Source organism: Amycolatopsis echigonensis (assembly GCF_014174495.1).
Classification (GTDB): domain Bacteria; phylum Actinomycetota; class Actinomycetes; order Mycobacteriales; family Pseudonocardiaceae; genus Amycolatopsis; species Amycolatopsis echigonensis.
In genome coordinates, this window is sequence record NZ_JACJHR010000049.1 from 52,086 (window position 1) to 68,968 (window position 16,883).

Consider the following 16,883-nt stretch of genomic DNA (forward strand, 5'->3'; position numbering starts at 1 on the left):
CCCCGCACCCCGATACGAAGCCTCCCTGCGGTCTGGGGGTGCTTGTCAAGGCATCTTTCCCGCCTTGACAAGCACCCCCAGACCGTCAGCACACTCGGGCTTCGGGGTGCCCCCCAACGAGGACAAGGCGCAATGTCGCCGCCAGGCGACGAGCCGTCCGACAAACCGCCAGACGAGCCGTCAACTGGCACAAGCCCCAGTCCCGACCCGATCAGTCTGCGACGGAGCAGCGTCAACCTCAGCCCGCACCTGATCCGCCGTCAACGTGAACCCGGTATCCGGATCCTCCACCGCAGCCCCGAACACCACCCCGATGACATCCCCGTCAGGCGTGATCATCGGCCCGCCAGAGTTCCCGCTCCGCACCGTCCCCCGAACGGTGAACACGTCCCGCTGCACAGTATTGGCGTCGTAAATATCCGGCCCGCGCAAATTGATCCGCGTCCGAACCCGCGCCGGAGTAGCCGTATACGGCCCATCCAACGGATACCCCAGCACCACCGCGTTGTCCCCGGCCTTCGCAGCCTGCGGAGCAAACGGCAACACCGGCGCCCGCAATCCAGGAACCGCCAGCACGGCGATATCGACCTCCGGGTTGAAATACACCACCCGAGCCCGGTAATCCCCCGAAGTCGACTCGATGCCGACCTCGTCAGTCCCCGCGACCACGTGCGCGTTCGTCATCACCCGCTGCGGCGCGATCACGAAACCGCTGCCCTCGAGCGACCGAGAACAAGAAGGCGCGTTCCCCCGAATCTTCACCACGCTGGGATGCACCCGCTTGGCCACCGCGGACACATTGAGCGAAGTATCCGGCGGCGGCGTATCCGCCGAAGGTGCCTTCTCAAACGGCGACAACGCCGAAGGAAACCCGGACGCGTCAAGCAGTTTCCGCAAATCGCTGGGAAGCCCCTGCGCCTCAGCAGGCATCAGGTCGTTGACCTCGCCGAGCACCACCGAGGAATTGATCGACTTCGCCAGCCCCGGAATCGCCGACACCGTCGTCAGCGGATTCGCGACCAGCCACGCGACCACGAACACCGCGGCCGCCTGCACGATCGCGCCGAGCGTTTTGTCGATGCCGGAAAGCTTGTCCGGTTTGATCTTCTGCCGCAGCTTCCGCCCGATCCACACGCCGAGCGTCTCGCCGAGCACGATCAGGAACACGACCACCGCAAACGCGAAAGCGACCTTCGCGACCGGACTTTGGAAGAAGCTGATCACGAACGGAGCCAGCTTCACCCCTGCCACCGCGCCCAGCGCGACGCCCACGAGCGCGGGCAACGCAACGATCACACCCTGGAACGCGCCGGAAACCGCTGCCATGACCGCGAGCAGCAGGACGACGACATCGACCCAGTTCACCGCGCCGTCACTCCTCGATAGTGCCGTCCCGGGCCGCCATCCGGCCCTGATGTTCGGCCCACGCTACGTCAAGCTCGCGCACATCGCCGGTGTCCCACTCCCGTTCCCAGCCGCCGAGCGAAAGCAGCACGGACAGCAGACCGGCGGTGAAACCCCATACGAACAGGCCGTCGACGGGGAAGGCCGGTCCCCGCCACGACGCGTCGCCGCGGCGCACGGTGAACCGGTTGGCCGGGTCGGCGAGGTCGGCCAGCGAAACCCGCGCGACCGCCGCCGTCTCGGCCGGATCGACCGCGCGCACCGGCGACGGAGTGTGCCAATGCGCCAGCACCGGCGTGACCGCGAACCGCGACACCGGCACGAACAGCTCCGGCAGCACCGCGACCGGCAGGATCCCCGACGGGTCGACGCCGGTCTCCTCCTCGGCCTCGCGCAGCGCCGTGCCGACCGGACCGTCGTCGCCGTCCTCCGCGCCGCCGCCGGGGAACGAAACCTGCCCGGCGTGCGAGCCGAGCGTGTCCGCCCGCCGCTGCAGCAGGACGTCCGGGCCGCGGTCCGGCCGTTCGCCGAACAGGATGAGCACCGCGGCGGCGCGGGTGAGCAGGTCGTCCGGCGGGCTGAACCGGGTGAACGTGCGACTGTCGACCTCACCGGACACCTTCACCAGCGGCCGCAGCCATTCCGGCACGGCTTCGGGTTCGACGAGCGGTCCCGTGGTCATGAGTAGTCCTTCACAGCAGCGCGCACCTGGTCAGTGTTGTCGAACAACCGCGGGTTCGCGATGAACCGGACCTGGCCGTCCGCGGTGACCAGGTACGACGCGGGCAACGACGAGGGCGCCTTGAGCGCGGTGCGGATGGGACCGGTCTGGCCGTCGCCGTCGTACAGCGACGGCAGGTGCACGCCGAGCCGCTCGAACAAGCCCAGCCCGTCCGCGGCCGGGCTCGCGACCTGCACGCCCACCACGCGCACCGCGCCCGGCTCGGCGGCGTACCGCTGCAGCACCGGCAATTCGGTGCGGCATGGCTGGCACCACGACGCCCAGACGTTGACCAGCACCGGACCGCCGCCGAGGACCTTGCCGACGTCCACCCGGGACCCGTCGCCGAGACAGTCCGCCTCGATCCCGGACAGCTGGCCGACCTCCTTCGCCGCCGGGGGCGGGCAAGCCTGGAGCTTCGCCGACGCGCGCGCGGCGGCGAGGTCGCCGGACGCGGGCGGCGCGGAGGTCGCGTCGCCGCCGCGCAGCGTCAGGACCGCGACCAACGCGGCCACCGCCAGCACCGCGGCCCCGAGCGCCCATTTGGTGACGGCAGTCACCCTCGCGCCGCCAGCTCGAGGATGTGGTCCTTCTCCGGCCCCTTGACCAGCTTCGCGGCCACTTCGAACTCCGTGGGCCCGGTGCCGAACGACGGGCAGTCCTTGCGCAGCGGACACGCGCCGCAGGCCGGTTTCCGTGCGTGGCACACGCGGCGGCCGTGGAAAATCACGCGGTGGGACAGCGACGTCCACTCTTTCCGCGGGATCAGCTCGCCGACCGCGTGCTCGACCTTGACCGGGTCCTCTTCCGCGGTCCAACCCCAGCGCCGCACGAGGCGGCCGAAGTGAGTGTCCACTGTGATTCCCGGCACGTCGAAAGCGTTGCCGAGCACGACATTCGCCGTCTTGCGGCCGACGCCGGGCAGCGTGACGAGGTCATCCAGTTTCTTCGGCACCTCGCCGCCGTAACGCTCCACGAGCGCCGCGCCAAGACCCATCAGCGCGTTCGCCTTGGCCCGGAAAAATCCGGTCGTGCGCAGGTACTCCTCGAGTTCGGCGCGGTCGGCCCCGGCGTAATCGGCGGCGGTGCGGTACTTCGCGAACAACGCGGGCGTGACGAGGTTCACCCGCACGTCCGTGGTCTGCGCCGACAACACCACCGCGACCAGCAGTTCCAGCGGATTCGTGAAGTCCAGCTCGGCCTTCGCGTCCGGGTAGATCTCGTCGAGGCAACGTTTCATCCGCCGGGCGCGTCTCACGAGGGCGAGCCGGCTTTCTTCGCGGTCCGCGCGGGGCCCGTTCGGGACAACAGGGGGCACCCCGATAGCCTACGGGCGAGTCGGACGAGCCGGTCGGGAGCATCCGCCGGTGGACGGCCGAGCCGCCAGAGCACCACCTCTGCGGGCCGCGCGTCCGCCCTGAGCGAGGATCTGGAGATCCATGACCGAGTGCGTCACCGACAACAGCGGAGCCGTGGCATGACCGTGTGGTTCGTGATCTTGGTCCCGCTGGTGATCATGTTCTTCGCGTTGTTCATGGAGCGGGTCGAGAGCCGGCTCAAGCACGTAGCGGTGCAGGAGAACGAGGTCGAGGAGTTCCTGGAGCAGGCCCAGCCCAACGAGGTCAGGGCGCTGTACGGGCACGGGATCGGCCGCGCGCTCGAGCTGTTCCGGCTCCGCAGGCTCGGCGGACGGGCAGCCAGGCTACGCGCGCGCAAGGTGCGGAGTTAGGCTGCTCAGTCGGACGTGATCGTTCCAGGCAGCCGCGCCGGGCGCGGCGAGCCGACGAGCGATCCGCCCGACACGCCCTAGACTGACGCGAAAGTGATCGGCGACACTGCCCTTCGACCTGCGAAGGCAGTGATCGTTTCTCGACGAGGAGGCACCCGAGGTGGACGAAACCCTGGCCCGTGCGGGCATTTTCCAGGGTGTGGAGCCGGCAGCGGCGGAGGCGCTGGCCCAGACCTTGGAATCCGTGGAGTTCCCCCGCGGCCATGTCATCTTCAACGAGGGCGAGCCGGGCGACCGGCTGTACATCATCCAGTCCGGCAAGGTGAAGATCGGCCGCAAGTCCCCGGACGGCCGCGAGAACCTGCTCTGGATCGCCGGTCCGTCCGACATGTTCGGCGAACTGTCCATCTTCGACCCCGGCCCGCGCACGTCCGGCGCCACGACGGTCACCGAGGTCCGCGCGGTCACCATGGACCGCCCGGCGCTGCGGCAGTGGATCGCCACCCGCCCGGAGATCGCCGAGCAGCTGCTCCGCGTCGTCGCGCGCCGCCTGCGCCGCACCAACAACATGGTCGCGGAACTGATCTTCACCGACGTCCCCGGCCGCGTGGCCCGTGCGCTGCTGCAGCTGGCGCAGCGCTTCGGCAGCCAGGAGGCGGGCCTGCTGCGGGTCACGCACGACCTGACGCAGGAAGAGATCGCCCAGTACGTCGGCGCGTCCCGCGAGACCGTCAACAAGGCACTGGCCGACTTCGCCCACCGCGGCTGGCTGCGGCTCGAGGGCAAGAGCGTGCTGATCCTCGACCCGGAGCGGCTCGCTCGCCGCGCCCGCTGATCTTCCCCCGAGTGGGTTAATCCGCGCGGGTTTTTCGAAGGCCACCTCCTACTGGGGGTGGCCTTCGTGCGTGCGGACCGGACCGTCCCCCACAAGAGCGGCATTCCCCTCGCCGCCCCGTGTCGTCACCGGTTGCGGCCCGCCGGCCAGGAAAATGACAAGGAGCCGGGCGCCACCCCCGACGTGGCGCACCGGCTCCTCGCCTGCGCACGGATCATCCCCCGACGACCCGCGCTCCCCGCCCTCCGGACCAGGCCCCGACCCATATGCCGGAGGGAGCTGGGTGCTGCAGTGCTGTCCAGCCTGAACGGCTGTCTTCCCACCATCATGGCCACTACCCACGAATTCAAGGCCATTCACCCTCAAGGACGCTAGGACCGCGTCTTCGTTGCACGAGTTCACGAAGAATCCAGCTGGTGTTACCGAATCGAGACCACGAGGTCGTGCAACCGGCCAACTACCGCCGCCGGGGCGGGCTGCTCGGCGATGCGGGCGGCGAAGGCCTCGGCGGAGTCCCGGTAAGCCCGGTCCGCGAGCACCGCCCGGACCGCGTCGAGGATTCCGTCGCCGGAGCCGACCGCGATTCCGGCTTCCGCCGCCTGGACCTGCGCGGCGACTTCGAAATGATCAGTCGCCAACGGCAAAACCACCACCGGCACGCCGTGCGCGAGCGCGCCGAGGACGGTCGCCGAACCGCCATGACAGACCACCGCGTCGACGGCGGGCAGCAGGTGCGTCTGCGGCACGAACTGCTCGATCCGCATGTGGTCCGGCTGCTCGCCGAACCGGTCGACGTCACCGTCCTGACCGATCGTCGCTACGACGTTCACCGGTTCGTCGCGCAGCGCGGCCACCATTCCTTCCAGCACGCCGGGCCGCGCGTTGTGGGTCGTGCCGAGGGTGACGTAGACGGTTCGGTCATAGGGCAGCCCGTCGAGCACCGCCGGACGCGGGCCAGGCGTCGGCACTACGCCAGCGGGCTGGAGCGGCCAGCGCGTCGGGTACTCCCAGACGACGACGTCCGCCGGGCTTAGTCCCTCCGGCCAGAAGTCCAGGTACGGCACTGTGTCGCGCGGCGGCAACTCGTCGAGGCCGCGCTGGCGGACCAGGCCGTTAGCGACCTCCCAGGCCCGTTCCATCGTCGCGGCGGACTTCGGCGGGCCGATCGCGTGCATCGCGTACGGCACGCCGACCAGGCACGCAGCCATCACGGCCGCGCGTTCGGCGAGGTTGGAGACGACGAGATCCGGTTGCCACTCGCGGACGAAGCCGACCATGTCGTCGAGCCGCGAAGCCGCGCCGAGGCCGACCATGTACTCCGCGACCAGGTGAGAGAGCCGCTCGTCCGCAGTCATCCCGGCCATCTCCTCGCGGGCCCGCTGCCACCTCGAGGCCGCGGCGGCGGGATCGCTCGGCTGTCCCACCGACACCGCTCGCAGACCGGTGTTTTCCACATACCGCAGGGCTTCCGGCCCGGTGACGAACGCGACGTCGTCCCCCGCGGCGCGTGCTGCCTGGGCGAGCGGCAGCATCGGCGCGAGATGGCTGTACCCGGCTCCGGAGGAGAACATCAGCCGCATCGCGCGAGCGTACGCACTGACCCGATCGAGCGTGACCAAGATGACCGGAAAATAACTGGTACCTCCGTACCAATTTCGCCATACTAGTACGCGTGTCCCAGTCTGCCCATTCCGAAGGCCGCACCACGCTCGCCGACTACCGCGCCGCGCTGACCGCCCCTGGCTCGCGCGGCCCGGTGATCGCGTCGATCCTCGCCCGGCTCCCGATCGCGATGATCGGCATTTCCGCGCTGCTGTACGTGCAGCGCGAAACCGGCTCGTTCGCCGCGGCCGGGCTGGTCTCGGCGAGTTCGCTCGCCGGGGTCTCGGTGGGCGCGGTCGTGCAGGGAAGGCTGATCGACCGGTTCGGACCGAGCCGTCCGCTGCTCGTCGTGGCCGCGGTGTTCGCGCTGTCGATGGCGTCGCTCGCGGTGGCGATCGAGGCGCATCTGCCGACGTTCGCGCTGATCCCGCTGGCCGCCGCGACCGGACTCTCGGAGCCGATGGTCGGCTCGGCGTCGCGGGCGCTGTGGACGAAAATCCTGCCGGAAGGACCGGCGCGCAACGCCGCGTTCTCCTATGAGGCGATCAGCATGGAGGTCTTCTTCATTCTCGGCCCCGGCATCGCGGGCCTGCTGATCACCGCGCCGTGGGCGGGCACCGGCATGATCGCCGGCTCGATCACGATGGTCACCGGCGCGGTGCTGTTCGCGCTGAACCCGACCGTGCGCGCGTGGGGTCCGGCCCCGAAGGCCAAGGCGCCGCTGCTCGGCGCGCTGGCCAGCCCCGGGATGCGGACGCTCGCGGTGGCAGCGCTCGGTTTCGGCATGGTGATCGGGTTCGTGGAGGTCGCCGTGCCCGCCGCGGCGACGGAATCCGGGCACCCTTCGCTCAGCGGTCTGCTGCTGTCCGCGTGGTCGTTGAGTTCGGTGGCGTTCGGCCTGGCTTACAGCTTGCACCCGTGGCCGCGACGGCTCGGCCTGCGCCTGCCGGTCCTGCTGGGCGGTTTCGGCGCTCTCGTCGCCCTGCTTGCCCTTCCGTCGAGCCTGTGGGCGTTGGCGCTGCTGATGCTGCTGGCCGGCGCGATGATCACTCCTCAGTCGACGACCCACTCCGCGGCCATCGAGGTCGTCGCTCCGCGCGGCACGGCGGCCGAGGCGTTCGGCTGGGTCCTCACGGCGGTCACGCTGGGCCTGGCGGCTGGCCAGTCGGTGAGCGGGTACCTGGTCGAGCATTCCGGCGCTGCCGCGGCTTTCCTTGCCGCTGGCGTGGCTGGCGTCGCGCTGGCGGTGGTGGTGTGGCTGCTGCGGGGAACCGTGCGGGCCGCTTCGCCGGTGCCTGCTGACAACGCACTTGTCGGCGCTGCCGGATAGCGTGTTCCAGTTGCTGTCTGTGTCCTAGCGGCCAAGTTCGTCAAGAGGTTTCCGCAGCTCAGCGGCTTTGGCCTCCGTTTTTGTCGGTGGTCGCCGTTACGTTGCGTGGCATGGATCTCACCTCCTTCGTACGGCCGCTGGCAGCGGTCGTCACCGCCGCGGCCCGACTCCTGTCGAGGCAAGCCCGCCTGCGATTGCGGGCGAACGCCGACGGTCTCGTCGTGTCCGGCAACGACCGCGACCTGGCCATCCGGTTCTCGTGCCCAGCGACCACGCATCTCGACGGCGAAGTCGTGGTGCCGGCCGCGCCATTCGCCGAAACGGTGCGCATGCTGGATGTGGACCAGGTCCGGCTGGCCGTCGAAGGCTCCCGGCTCGCGATCCGAACGGACCACGCCCGCTTCGCCCTGCCCTTGCTGGACCGCGACCTGCTCCACGATCCGGCTCCGCCGCCCCTGCTGTCCAAAGTAGACGGAGCAGCCCTCGGCGCGGCCTTGCGCACCGTCGCTGGCACGGCCGCGAAGGACGATCCGCTCCCGGTATTCACCGGCGTGCGCGTGCAGTCGATTGGCGGCGAGCTGTGCCTGACAGCGTCGGACCGCTACCGGATGGCCGTAGCCCGCCTGCCGCTGCGGGAAGTCCGGCGGCCCATCGACGTCCTCGTCCCAGCCACGTTGCTGACCGAAGCCGCCCGCCACAGCACCGGTGCGATGGGGCTGCACGCCGACCACAGCCACTTTGCTCTGAGCTGGCCTGGCGGCACCGTCACCACGGCGGTCCTGGACGCGGGCTTCCTGTCCGCGGACTCCATCCCGTCCGACGCTGTCGACACGGAAGTCGAAGTGGGAGCCGACGAACTGGCCGCAGCCATCCGCCGAGTCGGCGTCTACTCCGAGGACCGCCGCGTCCTGACCCTGGAAGTCGGCGACGCACACCTCCGCCTAGCCAGTGCACGGCAGGACACCGGCGAGGCAGAGGAACTCCTGAAGGCAAACGTTTGCGGCGGCCGGACATCGCCGTCCTTCCAGGCCCGGTACCTGCTGGACGCCCTCGCTCCGTTCTCCGGAGAACGGGTGCGCCTGGCGATCCAGCCGGGGCTGCGGGCGTGCGTCCTGACACCGGCGGACGAGGACGGACGGGAGGTGGGATTGAAGTACTACTTGATGCCGATGCTGCCTCGGTGACCGGCGGAGGCTGGTCCACAGTGGACGGCTACTTCGCGCTGGGCGGAGGGCGATCCGGAGTCGTCGCCGAGTGGGCCGAGCGGTGCCGGTACAGGACCTGAGCCGACCTGAGTCGACCTGAGCTGGCCTGGGCGACGTTGGGCGAGGTACCCGGCCTTGCGGAGTCGTGCTGAACGGGCTGCGCCGGAGTCGACACGGCAGGAAGGGTGCCGTTGCCAGGTTCGCGGCGGTTCTGGCTGCTGTAGCCGGGAAGACGGCACGAGTGCGCTGCGACGGGTTGGCCGCCGCCCTCCCGCCTGCGGAGTCCTCCGGGCCTGTGCGGAGTCCTCCGGGCCTGTGCGGTGCGCCCGCGGCCTGTGCGGTGCGCCCCAAAGCCTGTGGGCGTGCCCGCGGCAAGCCTGCATGGGGTTGCCCGCGGCAAGCTTGTGGGTGTGCCCGCAGCCTGTGCGGTACGCCCCAAACCCTGCGGGCGTGCCCGCGACAAGCCTGCGGGTGTGCCCGCAGCAAGCCTGCGCGGGTTGCCCGCGGCAAGCCCGGAGGAACGTCCTGAGCGGTCCTCAGGCAGCCGTTTCCGCGGCCACCGCGGCTTTGACCTCGTCGAAGGTCGGGTTCACCAGCGCGGTCGATCCCACGATCACCGTGGGCACCGTCTCGTTGCCGTTCGCTACCTCGCGGACTCGCTCGGCCGCTCCCGGCTCCTCCCAGATGTTGATTTCCCGGACCGGCAGGCCGCTCTCCATCAGCGGCCGGCGCAAAGCCGAGCAGAAACCGCAGCCTGGTCGCCAGTAGAACTCGACCTCGACGTCACTCATTGTCCGTCCTCCGAAGATGCCCGTAGGTAGTCCAGTTGTGCGCGCACGCTCGCTTCGGCCGGTGCCCAGAGCGCGCGGTCGACGTCGGCGTAGACGACTTCGACCACCTGCCGCGGCGTTGCGTCTTCGCCGAGCGTTCGCAAGGCGGAACGCACCTGATCGAGGCGCTGTTCCCGGTGCGCCAGATACTCCCGCGCGGTCGCGGGCAGATCCGGCAGCTCCGGGCCGTGTCCGGGCAGGCCCGGGGTGCCGTCCGGGAGGGCGATCAGTTTGCGCAGCGAGCGCAGGTAGTCGCCAAGGTCGTGCAGGACCGTCGTGCCTCGGCCGAGGATCGTGTCTCCGGTCAGGAGCTGGCCCGCGACCAGCAGCGAGACCGAATCGTCGGTGTGGCCGGGAGTGTGCAGAACGCTGAAGTCCAGGCCGCCTGCCGTGAAGGAGTCGCCGTCGGCGAAGGGGGGCGCGTCGATGCAGAGGGAGGCGTCAAAGGCTCGTACCGGGGCACCCGTTTTTGACGCGAACCAGGGCGCGCCTTCGGCGTGATCCGGGTGGTGGTGCGTCAGCAGGATCAGCTCCACCGGACCGACGGCGGCGAGCTTCTCCAGGTGGTCCAGGTCGTGGTAGCCGGGGTCGACGACCACCGCGGCCTCGGCGTCGGGGGCGCGCAGCACCCAGGTGTTGGTGCCCTCCAAGGTCATCGTCGACGGGTTGTTCTCCAGCAACACCGACGCGGTTTCGGAAACACGGCGCAGCACGCCATAAGCGGGAGCGATCACTCAGGACTCCGGATTATCGAGGACAACGCGGATGTTCTCGCCGTCCCGGACCAGGGTCGGCACGGTCTTCACGATCTCGCGCGGCTCCGCGAGCACCGCGTCGGCCTGAGAAAACTCGGCGAGTTCGATGAGGGTCAGCCAGGTCGGCGGCATCAGCGCGCGACGGCCTTCGCGTGCGTCCGCGACTGCCTCGGCGGGCGGCTGCCAACCGGCGGCGGCCGCTTCGGAGGTCGCGCCGTCGGCGCGCTGGCCTTCGGGCAGCTTCGCGACGAAGAAACGGGTGTCGTATCGACGCTGTTCCTGCGGCGGCGTGACCCAGTGCGCGTACGGGTGCAGCAGGTCGGCGCGCAGCGTGAGCCCGGCGTCGGCGAGGAACCCGGCGAGCGAGATTTCCCGTGATTCCAAGGCTTTCCGGGCTTCGTGATACGGCGTGACATCGGCGACCACCGAGTCCCCGGTCCCGGCCAGCAGCACGCCGGACTCCTCGAAGGTCTCCCGCACCGCAGCACACACGAGCGCGCGGGCGAGGCTTTCGTCGCACGTGAACTGCTCGGCCCACCACGACGGCGGCGGCCCGGCCCAAGCCACGGAAGCGTCAGCGTCGCGCGGATCCACCCCGCCGCCAGGGAACACAGTCATCCCGCCGGCGAACGCCATGCCCATCACGCGGTGCTGGAGGAAGACCTCCACACCCTCCGAAGCGTCCCTCAGCAGGATCACCGTGGCGGCGTCCTTCGGGGTCGCCGGCGGGCCATCCGCGTTGTCCCGGATCGCGATGCCGGGACGGGCGGGGATGTCAAAGACGAATTCACGCGGCCGTTCCACCCGGGCAACATACCTCGCAATCCGTACGCGTCGCGGATTACTTGTGTCACCTCGCGACAGGCCCGCGAGGGGCCCTTCACGGACGCAGAGGCCAGTGCCAGGGGCTTTAAGGCGGCACGATGGCACGCCGACTCCAGGTCGAAGGACCTCGCCGTCTCGGACTGGCTGCTGGCGCGCCAGCCCGGCGGCGGGGCGGACAACAAGAACCAGTCGCATAGCGACCAATCCGGCATTTCGCGGAGCTTGGCGTCCTTTGTGGACGCCCGGTAGCCGGTGGAGCGCGCCGCTTAAGTCCCTGACCTGGGGATCAGAGTCCGTGAAGGCGGCGCGCCCGACGAAGCCCGAAGCAGCGAAAGGACCCCTCGCAGGAATCGCGAGGGGCCCTTTCACGGAACAACCAGGGACTTCAGGACCAGTGCTGGTCCCCGCCGGAACGGGACGCGCCGTTGAGCCGCAACCGGGCGGCCTCGGCACGCTCGCGCTCAGCCAGTTCTTCGTGCAGCTCGCGCAGCAGCGCGCGGTCGCGTTCGGACAGGCTCGGATCGTCCAGATCCAGCGCGGGCAGCTCGACCACCTCGTGCATGCTCGGCTTGCCCGCGGCGATCTCGCGGCCCTTCTCCGGGTCCTCGGCCAGCGCGCGCCGCAGCTGCGCCACCTCGGACGGCGTCAGGTCCGACGTGCGCTCGGCACGCGTCTCCGACCCGGCCGTGCGCGGACGCTCCGAAGACCCGGCGGGCTCGGCCGCCGGCTCCGGCATCGAGACCGGCTGCGCGGGCACGGACTGCACGATCGGCACCACGGGCGCGACCGGCACCACCGGCTCGGCCGCGGCGACCGGTTCCGGTTCGGGCTGACGGTGCCCGTGCCGGCTCGGCGTCTCGGAGACCGGTTCGGGCACCGGAGCCGAAGCGGGCGCCGGGGCGCTGCGCTGCGGAGCCGGGTCCGGCCGGTAGTCCGGAGCCGAATGCGTGCTGCCGGTGACCCACACCGGGCTCGCGACGGCACCCGCGGCCTGGTGGTAGTCGGACTGCGGGATCCCCGGGCCGCTCACCTCGACCACCGAGCGGATGCCCGCCCGGCGCAGCGCGGTGTCGACGCGGAACGCGACCGCGGGCGGGTTGCCCTCGGGACCCAGCTCGACCAGCACGACCCGCTGCGGCAGCGCGCCCGGCACGCTGCCCGCCGGGGTGTTGCGCCACACCGCGTGCACGGAACGCACGTCGGGCAGCACCTGCAGGGTGCGGTCGAGCGCCTCGGCGAGGCCGAACTCGGGCTGGTTGTCGCCGGTGAACCGGTGCGTCTGCATCGGCTCGTGGTCGGCGACCAGCAGGTCGTTGGCGAGCGTCGCGTCCGACCGGCTCATCTCGAGCACCAGCGCCAGCTCGCGCTGTTCGGCCTCGCTCACCGGGATCCGGCCCGCGATCAACGTGCCGGTGGTGAGTTCCACCGCCTCGTCGATGTGGGCCCGGGCGATCAGTTCCCGCGCTTCGGTGAGCGCGCTGTCGTCGATGCGGCCCGCCAGGGCCAGCAACAAGTTATGCAGGCGCAGGGGCACCGAGAACCCGTCCATCGGGCCGTCGTGAACCTCCACCATGGCTCTGCTCCTCCCAGCTCGCCTGGCGGCAACGAGCGTTAAGCGGCGACAAGTCGATGACCGGCGCCCGCGGCGCCTACGCAGACCAGCTCGGACTCGGCGAGCGCGGCCCGGTGGTACCCGGGAAGGTCGAAGCGCGGCGGGATGACCTCGACGCTGGGTTCCTCGTCGCCCATGACCCGCAGCACCCGCTGCAGTTCACCGGTGAGCCGGGGCTGCCCCGCGGTCGCCGTCACCAGCAGGACTCGCTTCGCCCCGCCCTCGCCGGAAGCGCCGCCGAGGCGCCGCCAGCTCTGCCTTACTTCCCCCACGTCCGCGCGTCCCCGCAACGTTGCGTGGAGCAAGACGGACACAGAGTCGACGGAGTTCACCCATTCGGGCGCACTCTGCGTGAATGTGTACCTGGTCTCGGTGACGTCGTCTACCCCCAGGGTCGAACTCACCTGGTGCCAGTCGGCGCCGTGCGGGATCAGACCGGCCACGAGCAGGCGGTACTCCGCCTGGTCCAGATCGATCCTGTGCTTGAGCAAAGACCTCGGCAGGGTCCGCGCGAGCGTCCCCATCGCGCCTTCGCCGAGCCAGTCGCGGAACCGCCACAACAGCTGGTCCGGCGTGCGGCCGGCGAGCCGCAGCAGCAGTTCGTGCAGGGACTGTTCGATGTCGGGGTCCATCACTCCACCTCCACGATCAGTTCGACTTCCACCGGCGACGCGATCGGAAGCTCCGCGACGCCGACGGCCGACCGGGCGTGCACCCCGGCGTCGCCGAAGATCTCGCCGAGCAGCTCGGACGCCCCGTTCACGACCGCGGGCTGGCCGGTGAAGCCCTCCGCGGAGGCGACGAAACCGACCACCTTGACAATCCGGACAACAGAATCGATGCCGACGAGGGCGTGCACCGCGGCGAGCGCGTTCAGCGTCGCCGTGCGGGCGTGGCCCTTGGCTTCCTCCGGGCTGATCTCGCCGCCCACCTTGCCGGTGGCGGCGAGCTTGCCGTCGACGAACGGCAGCTGGCCGGAGGTGTAGACGTGCGAGCCGGTGCGCACGGCCGGCACGTACGCGGCCAGCGGTGCGGCGACTCCGGGCAGTTCGATGCCGAGCTCGGCGAGCCGGTCGCTCCAGGTCAACGCCGCCCCCTCAGCTCTTCGGCCGCTTCAGGTACGCGACGTGCTGTTCGCCGCTCGGGTTGGGCAGCACGGTCACCAGCTCCCAGCCGTCCTCGCCCCACTGGTCGAGAATCTGCTTCGTAGCGTGGATCAGCAGCGGGACGGTGGCGTACTCCCATTTGGTCGCACTCATGACTCGGGAGCGTAACCAAGCGGGCAAGGCCCCTCCGGACCGCCGCCGCCGAAAGCCCGTCACCCGTCCAGGGGTACGTCCGGCTAGGCCGGGTGAGTGTGGGTCACTTCACATCCGATCGTCGCTCGCTAGCGTGAGCGCGTGGAGACCTGGCGGATCGTCGCGACCGTGCTGCTCGCCGTGGCCGGGGTCCCGCTCGTGCTGGCGGTGATGGCCAAGACCCGGGACCGGGTGAACGATTCGGGCCAGGTGGCGATCGCCGGCGCGGTCACCCTCACCGGGCTGATCGTCGTGGCCGTGCTCACGCTGACCGTGCTGCCCGGCCTGGTGACCTGGATCGTCGTCGCGGTGGTCGCCGCTGCGGTCAGCGTCATGATGCTGGCCAGCTGAGCGCCGGTTTAGTGTTGGGGACGTGACCACACCCTCCGCCGGCTGGACCGACGAGCTCGCCAGGGCCCGGCTGCATTTCGTCACCGGCAAGGGCGGAACCGGCAAGACCACGCTCGCCGCGGCGCTGGGTCTCGCGCTCGCCTCGGGCGGCCGCCGGGTGCTCTTGATCGAGGTCGAGGGCCGCCAGGGCATCGCCCAGCTTTTCGACACCGAACCGCTGCCGTACGCGGAGCAGCGGATCGCGGCGGTCCCCGGCGGCGGCGAACTGCGCGCGCTGCACATCGACGTCGAAGCCGCGCTGCTCGAATACTTCGAGATGTTCTACAACCTCGGTTTCGCCGGGCGGACGCTGCGCCGGATGGGGGCGATCGAGTTCGCCACCACGCTCGCGCCGGGCCTTCGCGACGTCCTGCTCACCGGCAAGATCAAGGAATGCGTCGGGCGCACGGAATCCGACGGCCGCCACACCTACGACGCGGTCGTGGTCGACGCGCCGCCGACCGGGCGCGTGGTGAAGTTCCTCGACGTCACCAAGGCCCTCACCGACCTCGCCAAGACCGGCCCGATCCGCGGCCAGGCCGACGGCGTCGTCCGGCTGCTGCATTCCGGCGAGACCGCCGTGCACCTCACCACGCTGCTGGAGGAGATGCCGGTACGCGAGACCGTCGAGGCGGTGGCCGAACTGGACGGAGCCGACCTGCGTCCGGGCGCGGTGCTGGTGAACCGGGTCCGTCCGCCGCGGCTGCCCGCGCGGTCGGTGACCGCGGCCGCCGACGGCCGGGTGGACGCCGACCGGGTGCGCTCCGGCCTCGCCTCGGCCGGGCTGAACCTGCCGGAGGCGACGCTCGACGCGCTCGTGGAGGAAACCGTCGAGCACGCCGTCCGCGTCGCCGCCGAACAGCGGGCCCGCGAACAGCTCGCCGAGGCCGATCTGCCGACGCTGGAGCTGCCGGACCTCACCGACGGCGTCGACGTCGCCGCGCTCTACGAACTCGCCGAAACGCTGCAGGAACAGGGGGTGCGCTGATGCCCGCCGACACGACGCTCGACGTGGACGCCCTCCTCGACGACCCGGACAGCCGCGTGATCGTGTGCTGCGGTTCCGGCGGCGTCGGCAAGACCACCACTGCGGCCGCGCTCGCGTTACGGGCCGCCGAACGCGGCAGGCAGACCGTGGTGCTCACGATCGACCCGGCGCGCCGGCTCGCGCAGGCGCTCGGGCTGCGCGAACTGGGCAATCAGCCGAGGCAGGTGCAGGTCGAGGGTTTCGAGCCCAAGGGCGAGCTGTGGGCGATGATGCTCGACATGCGCCGCACGTTCGACGACATGGTGCGCGTGCACGCCGGGCCCGAACGGGCCGAGCAGCTGCTGCAGAACCCCTTCTACCAGACCATTTCCACGTCGTTCTCCGGCACGCAGGAGTACATGGCGATGGAGAAGCTGGGCCAGCTCGCGGCGACCGACGAATGGGATCTGATCATCGTCGACACGCCGCCGAGCCGGTCCGCGCTCGACTTCCTGGACGCGCCGACCCGGCTGTCCACCGCGCTCGACGGCCGGATGATCCGGCTGCTCACCGGCCCGGCGAAGGCCGGCGGCTGGGGTCTGCGCAAGGTGGTCAGCGCCGGGTTCTCGATGTTCGCGAAGGCCGTGTCGACGATCATCGGCGGCCAGCTGCTCGCCGACGCGTCCGCGTTCATGCAGGCCTTCGACAGCATGTTCGGCGGCTTCCGCGAACGCGCGCGCAAAACCGCCGAGCTGCTGCGCTCGTCGGGCACCTCGTTCCTCGTGGTGGCCGCGCCGGAGCCGGACGCGCTGCGCGAGGCGTCTTACTTCGTGGAGCGGCTCGCCGGAGAGTCGATGCCGCTGGCTGGCCTGGTCGCCAACCGCACGCACCCGGTGCTCGCGCCGCTGTCCGCGACCGAAGCGCTGACCGCCGCGGAGTCGGTGCAGAACGCGCCGCTCGCCGAGGCCGTGCTGCGGCTGCACGCCGACCGCGTCGCCCTGGCCGAGCGTGAAAACCGGCTGCTGGCGCGCTTCACCCGCGCGCATCCCGAAGTGCCGCTGACCCGGGTGCCCGCGCTCGCCGGTGACGTGCACGACCTCGAAGGCCTGCGCGACATCGGAGTGAAACTGACGTCGTGAGTGGCTACGCCGGTGAGCACCGGCGTAGCCACTCACGAGAAAAATCAGCCCGCCGCTGCGGCCAGCGCGTCCCGCTTGGCCGCTTCGAGCAGGTCGGTCCAGCTGGCCACGTCCGGGCGACGGCGCAGCAGGGCGCGCCGCTCCCGTTCCGTCATCCCGCCCCAGACCCCGAAATTGATCCGGCCGTCGAGTGCCTCGGCGAGGCATTCGGTGCGGACCGGGCACCCCATGCACACGGCTT

General features: G+C 70.5%; 20 protein-coding genes. 7 read left to right on the plus strand and 13 right to left on the minus strand.

Going from position 1 to position 16,883, the window contains the following annotated elements; all coding sequences use genetic code 11:
* Positions 1–180: 180 nt before the first annotated feature.
* Genes H5411_RS29105 through nth form a run of 4 tightly spaced genes read right to left on the minus strand, consistent with a single transcriptional unit; the run spans position 181 to position 3,365 of the window.
* Positions 181–1,365, minus strand: a complete 1,185-nt coding sequence (locus tag H5411_RS29105) for a MarP family serine protease (RefSeq protein WP_183125672.1) — start codon at positions 1,363–1,365, stop codon at positions 181–183.
* 7 nt (positions 1,366–1,372) lie between these two features.
* On the minus strand, positions 1,373–2,086 hold the full coding sequence (locus H5411_RS29110; RefSeq protein ID WP_183125673.1) for an NUDIX hydrolase: 714 nt from the start codon (positions 2,084–2,086) through the stop codon (positions 1,373–1,375).
* Positions 2,083–2,685 (minus strand): TlpA family protein disulfide reductase, encoded by a 603-nt coding sequence (locus H5411_RS29115; protein ID WP_183125674.1) that lies wholly within the window; start codon positions 2,683–2,685, stop codon positions 2,083–2,085. Before H5411_RS29115 ends, H5411_RS29110 begins: the two co-directional genes overlap by 4 nt.
* Complete coding sequence (gene nth, locus H5411_RS29120) at positions 2,682–3,365, minus strand: endonuclease III (RefSeq protein WP_101437094.1); 684 nt, start codon at positions 3,363–3,365, stop codon at positions 2,682–2,684. Before nth ends, H5411_RS29115 begins: the two co-directional genes overlap by 4 nt.
* A 237-nt stretch (positions 3,366–3,602) precedes the next feature.
* On the opposite strand from nth, the gene H5411_RS29125 reads away from it, so the two are divergent.
* Both H5411_RS29125 and H5411_RS29130 read left to right on the plus strand, forming a co-directional pair.
* Positions 3,603–3,854 carry a hypothetical protein gene (locus H5411_RS29125; RefSeq protein WP_037369289.1) on the plus strand — a complete coding sequence of 84 codons (252 nt, stop codon included), beginning with the start codon at positions 3,603–3,605 and terminating at the stop codon, positions 3,852–3,854.
* 160 nt (positions 3,855–4,014) lie between these two features.
* Positions 4,015–4,689 carry a Crp/Fnr family transcriptional regulator gene (locus H5411_RS29130; protein WP_009084463.1) on the plus strand — a complete coding sequence of 225 codons (675 nt, stop codon included), beginning with the start codon at positions 4,015–4,017 and terminating at the stop codon, positions 4,687–4,689.
* Between the two features lie 419 nt (positions 4,690–5,108).
* Here H5411_RS29130 and H5411_RS29135 read toward each other — a convergent pair whose 3' ends face one another.
* Entirely contained in the window at positions 5,109–6,269 is a 1,161-nt protein-coding gene (locus H5411_RS29135; RefSeq protein WP_183125676.1) for a glycosyltransferase, read from the minus strand.
* 92 nt (positions 6,270–6,361) lie between these two features.
* Between H5411_RS29135 and H5411_RS29140 the strand changes: the two genes are divergently transcribed.
* Together H5411_RS29140 and dnaN are read left to right on the plus strand one after the other, a co-directional pair.
* Positions 6,362–7,621 carry an MFS transporter gene (locus tag H5411_RS29140; RefSeq protein WP_183125677.1) on the plus strand — a complete coding sequence of 420 codons (1,260 nt, stop codon included), beginning with the start codon at positions 6,362–6,364 and terminating at the stop codon, positions 7,619–7,621.
* Between the two features lie 110 nt (positions 7,622–7,731).
* The gene (gene dnaN / locus H5411_RS29145; protein ID WP_183125678.1) at positions 7,732–8,805 is read left to right on the plus strand and encodes a DNA polymerase III subunit beta; all 1,074 of its coding nucleotides are present in this window, start codon (positions 7,732–7,734) and stop codon (positions 8,803–8,805) included.
* 557 nt (positions 8,806–9,362) lie between these two features.
* Here dnaN and H5411_RS29150 read toward each other — a convergent pair.
* From H5411_RS29150 to H5411_RS29180, 7 genes are all read right to left on the minus strand, one after another.
* Positions 9,363–9,617, minus strand: coding sequence for a glutaredoxin domain-containing protein (locus tag H5411_RS29150; RefSeq protein WP_101437091.1), 255 nt, complete (start codon positions 9,615–9,617; stop codon positions 9,363–9,365).
* Complete coding sequence (locus tag H5411_RS29155; RefSeq protein ID WP_183125679.1) at positions 9,614–10,390, minus strand: MBL fold metallo-hydrolase; 777 nt, start codon at positions 10,388–10,390, stop codon at positions 9,614–9,616. Before H5411_RS29155 ends, H5411_RS29150 begins: the two co-directional genes overlap by 4 nt.
* Positions 10,391–11,215: an NUDIX hydrolase gene (locus tag H5411_RS29160; protein ID WP_183125680.1), complete on the minus strand. Its 825-nt coding sequence runs from the start codon at positions 11,213–11,215 to the stop codon at positions 10,391–10,393.
* Positions 11,216–11,621: 406 nt separating this feature from the next.
* Complete coding sequence (locus H5411_RS29165; RefSeq protein ID WP_101437088.1) at positions 11,622–12,809, minus strand: hypothetical protein; 1,188 nt, start codon at positions 12,807–12,809, stop codon at positions 11,622–11,624.
* A 38-nt stretch (positions 12,810–12,847) separates the two neighbouring features.
* Complete coding sequence (locus H5411_RS29170) at positions 12,848–13,480, minus strand: hypothetical protein (protein WP_101437087.1); 633 nt, start codon at positions 13,478–13,480, stop codon at positions 12,848–12,850.
* Entirely contained in the window at positions 13,480–13,935 is a 456-nt protein-coding gene (locus H5411_RS29175) for a RidA family protein (protein ID WP_101437086.1), read from the minus strand. The genes H5411_RS29170 and H5411_RS29175 overlap by 1 nt, the downstream gene beginning before the upstream one ends.
* A gap of 10 nt (positions 13,936–13,945) precedes the next feature.
* Positions 13,946–14,107, minus strand: a complete 162-nt coding sequence (locus H5411_RS29180) for a DUF4177 domain-containing protein (RefSeq protein ID WP_020664158.1) — start codon at positions 14,105–14,107, stop codon at positions 13,946–13,948.
* A gap of 141 nt (positions 14,108–14,248) precedes the next feature.
* Here H5411_RS29180 and H5411_RS29185 point away from each other — a divergent pair, with 141 nt between their 5' ends.
* The 3 genes from H5411_RS29185 to H5411_RS29195 are packed head-to-tail and all read left to right on the plus strand — an operon-like array spanning position 14,249 to position 16,642.
* The gene (locus H5411_RS29185) at positions 14,249–14,497 is read left to right on the plus strand and encodes a hypothetical protein (protein ID WP_101437085.1); all 249 of its coding nucleotides are present in this window, start codon (positions 14,249–14,251) and stop codon (positions 14,495–14,497) included.
* A gap of 22 nt (positions 14,498–14,519) precedes the next feature.
* The gene (locus H5411_RS29190) at positions 14,520–15,524 is read left to right on the plus strand and encodes an ArsA-related P-loop ATPase (protein WP_101437084.1); all 1,005 of its coding nucleotides are present in this window, start codon (positions 14,520–14,522) and stop codon (positions 15,522–15,524) included.
* Positions 15,524–16,642 carry an ArsA family ATPase gene (locus H5411_RS29195; protein WP_101437083.1) on the plus strand — a complete coding sequence of 373 codons (1,119 nt, stop codon included), beginning with the start codon at positions 15,524–15,526 and terminating at the stop codon, positions 16,640–16,642. Before H5411_RS29190 ends, H5411_RS29195 begins: the two co-directional genes overlap by 1 nt.
* Positions 16,643–16,686: 44 nt before the next feature.
* Here H5411_RS29195 and H5411_RS29200 read toward each other — a convergent pair.
* Positions 16,687–16,883: WhiB family transcriptional regulator (locus H5411_RS29200; protein WP_183125681.1), on the minus strand; the 197-nt coding region annotated here is incomplete at its 5' end.

Coding starts and splice junctions, on each gene's coding strand:
- H5411_RS29110 (WP_183125673.1), bottom strand. CDS start 2,086: ATGACCACGGGACCGCTCGTCGAACCCGAAGCCGTGCCGGAATGGCTG.
- nth (WP_101437094.1), bottom strand. CDS start 3,365: ATGAAACGTTGCCTCGACGAGATCTACCCGGACGCGAAGGCCGAGCTG.
- H5411_RS29125 (WP_037369289.1), top strand. CDS start 3,603: ATGACCGTGTGGTTCGTGATCTTGGTCCCGCTGGTGATCATGTTCTTC.
- H5411_RS29135 (WP_183125676.1), bottom strand. CDS start 6,269: ATGCGGCTGATGTTCTCCTCCGGAGCCGGGTACAGCCATCTCGCGCCG.
- dnaN (WP_183125678.1), top strand. CDS start 7,732: ATGGATCTCACCTCCTTCGTACGGCCGCTGGCAGCGGTCGTCACCGCC.
- H5411_RS29150 (WP_101437091.1), bottom strand. CDS start 9,617: ATGAGTGACGTCGAGGTCGAGTTCTACTGGCGACCAGGCTGCGGTTTC.
- H5411_RS29165 (WP_101437088.1), bottom strand. CDS start 12,809: ATGGTGGAGGTTCACGACGGCCCGATGGACGGGTTCTCGGTGCCCCTG.
- H5411_RS29170 (WP_101437087.1), bottom strand. CDS start 13,480: ATGGACCCCGACATCGAACAGTCCCTGCACGAACTGCTGCTGCGGCTC.
- H5411_RS29180 (WP_020664158.1), bottom strand. CDS start 14,107: ATGAGTGCGACCAAATGGGAGTACGCCACCGTCCCGCTGCTGATCCAC.
- H5411_RS29195 (WP_101437083.1), top strand. CDS start 15,524: ATGCCCGCCGACACGACGCTCGACGTGGACGCCCTCCTCGACGACCCG.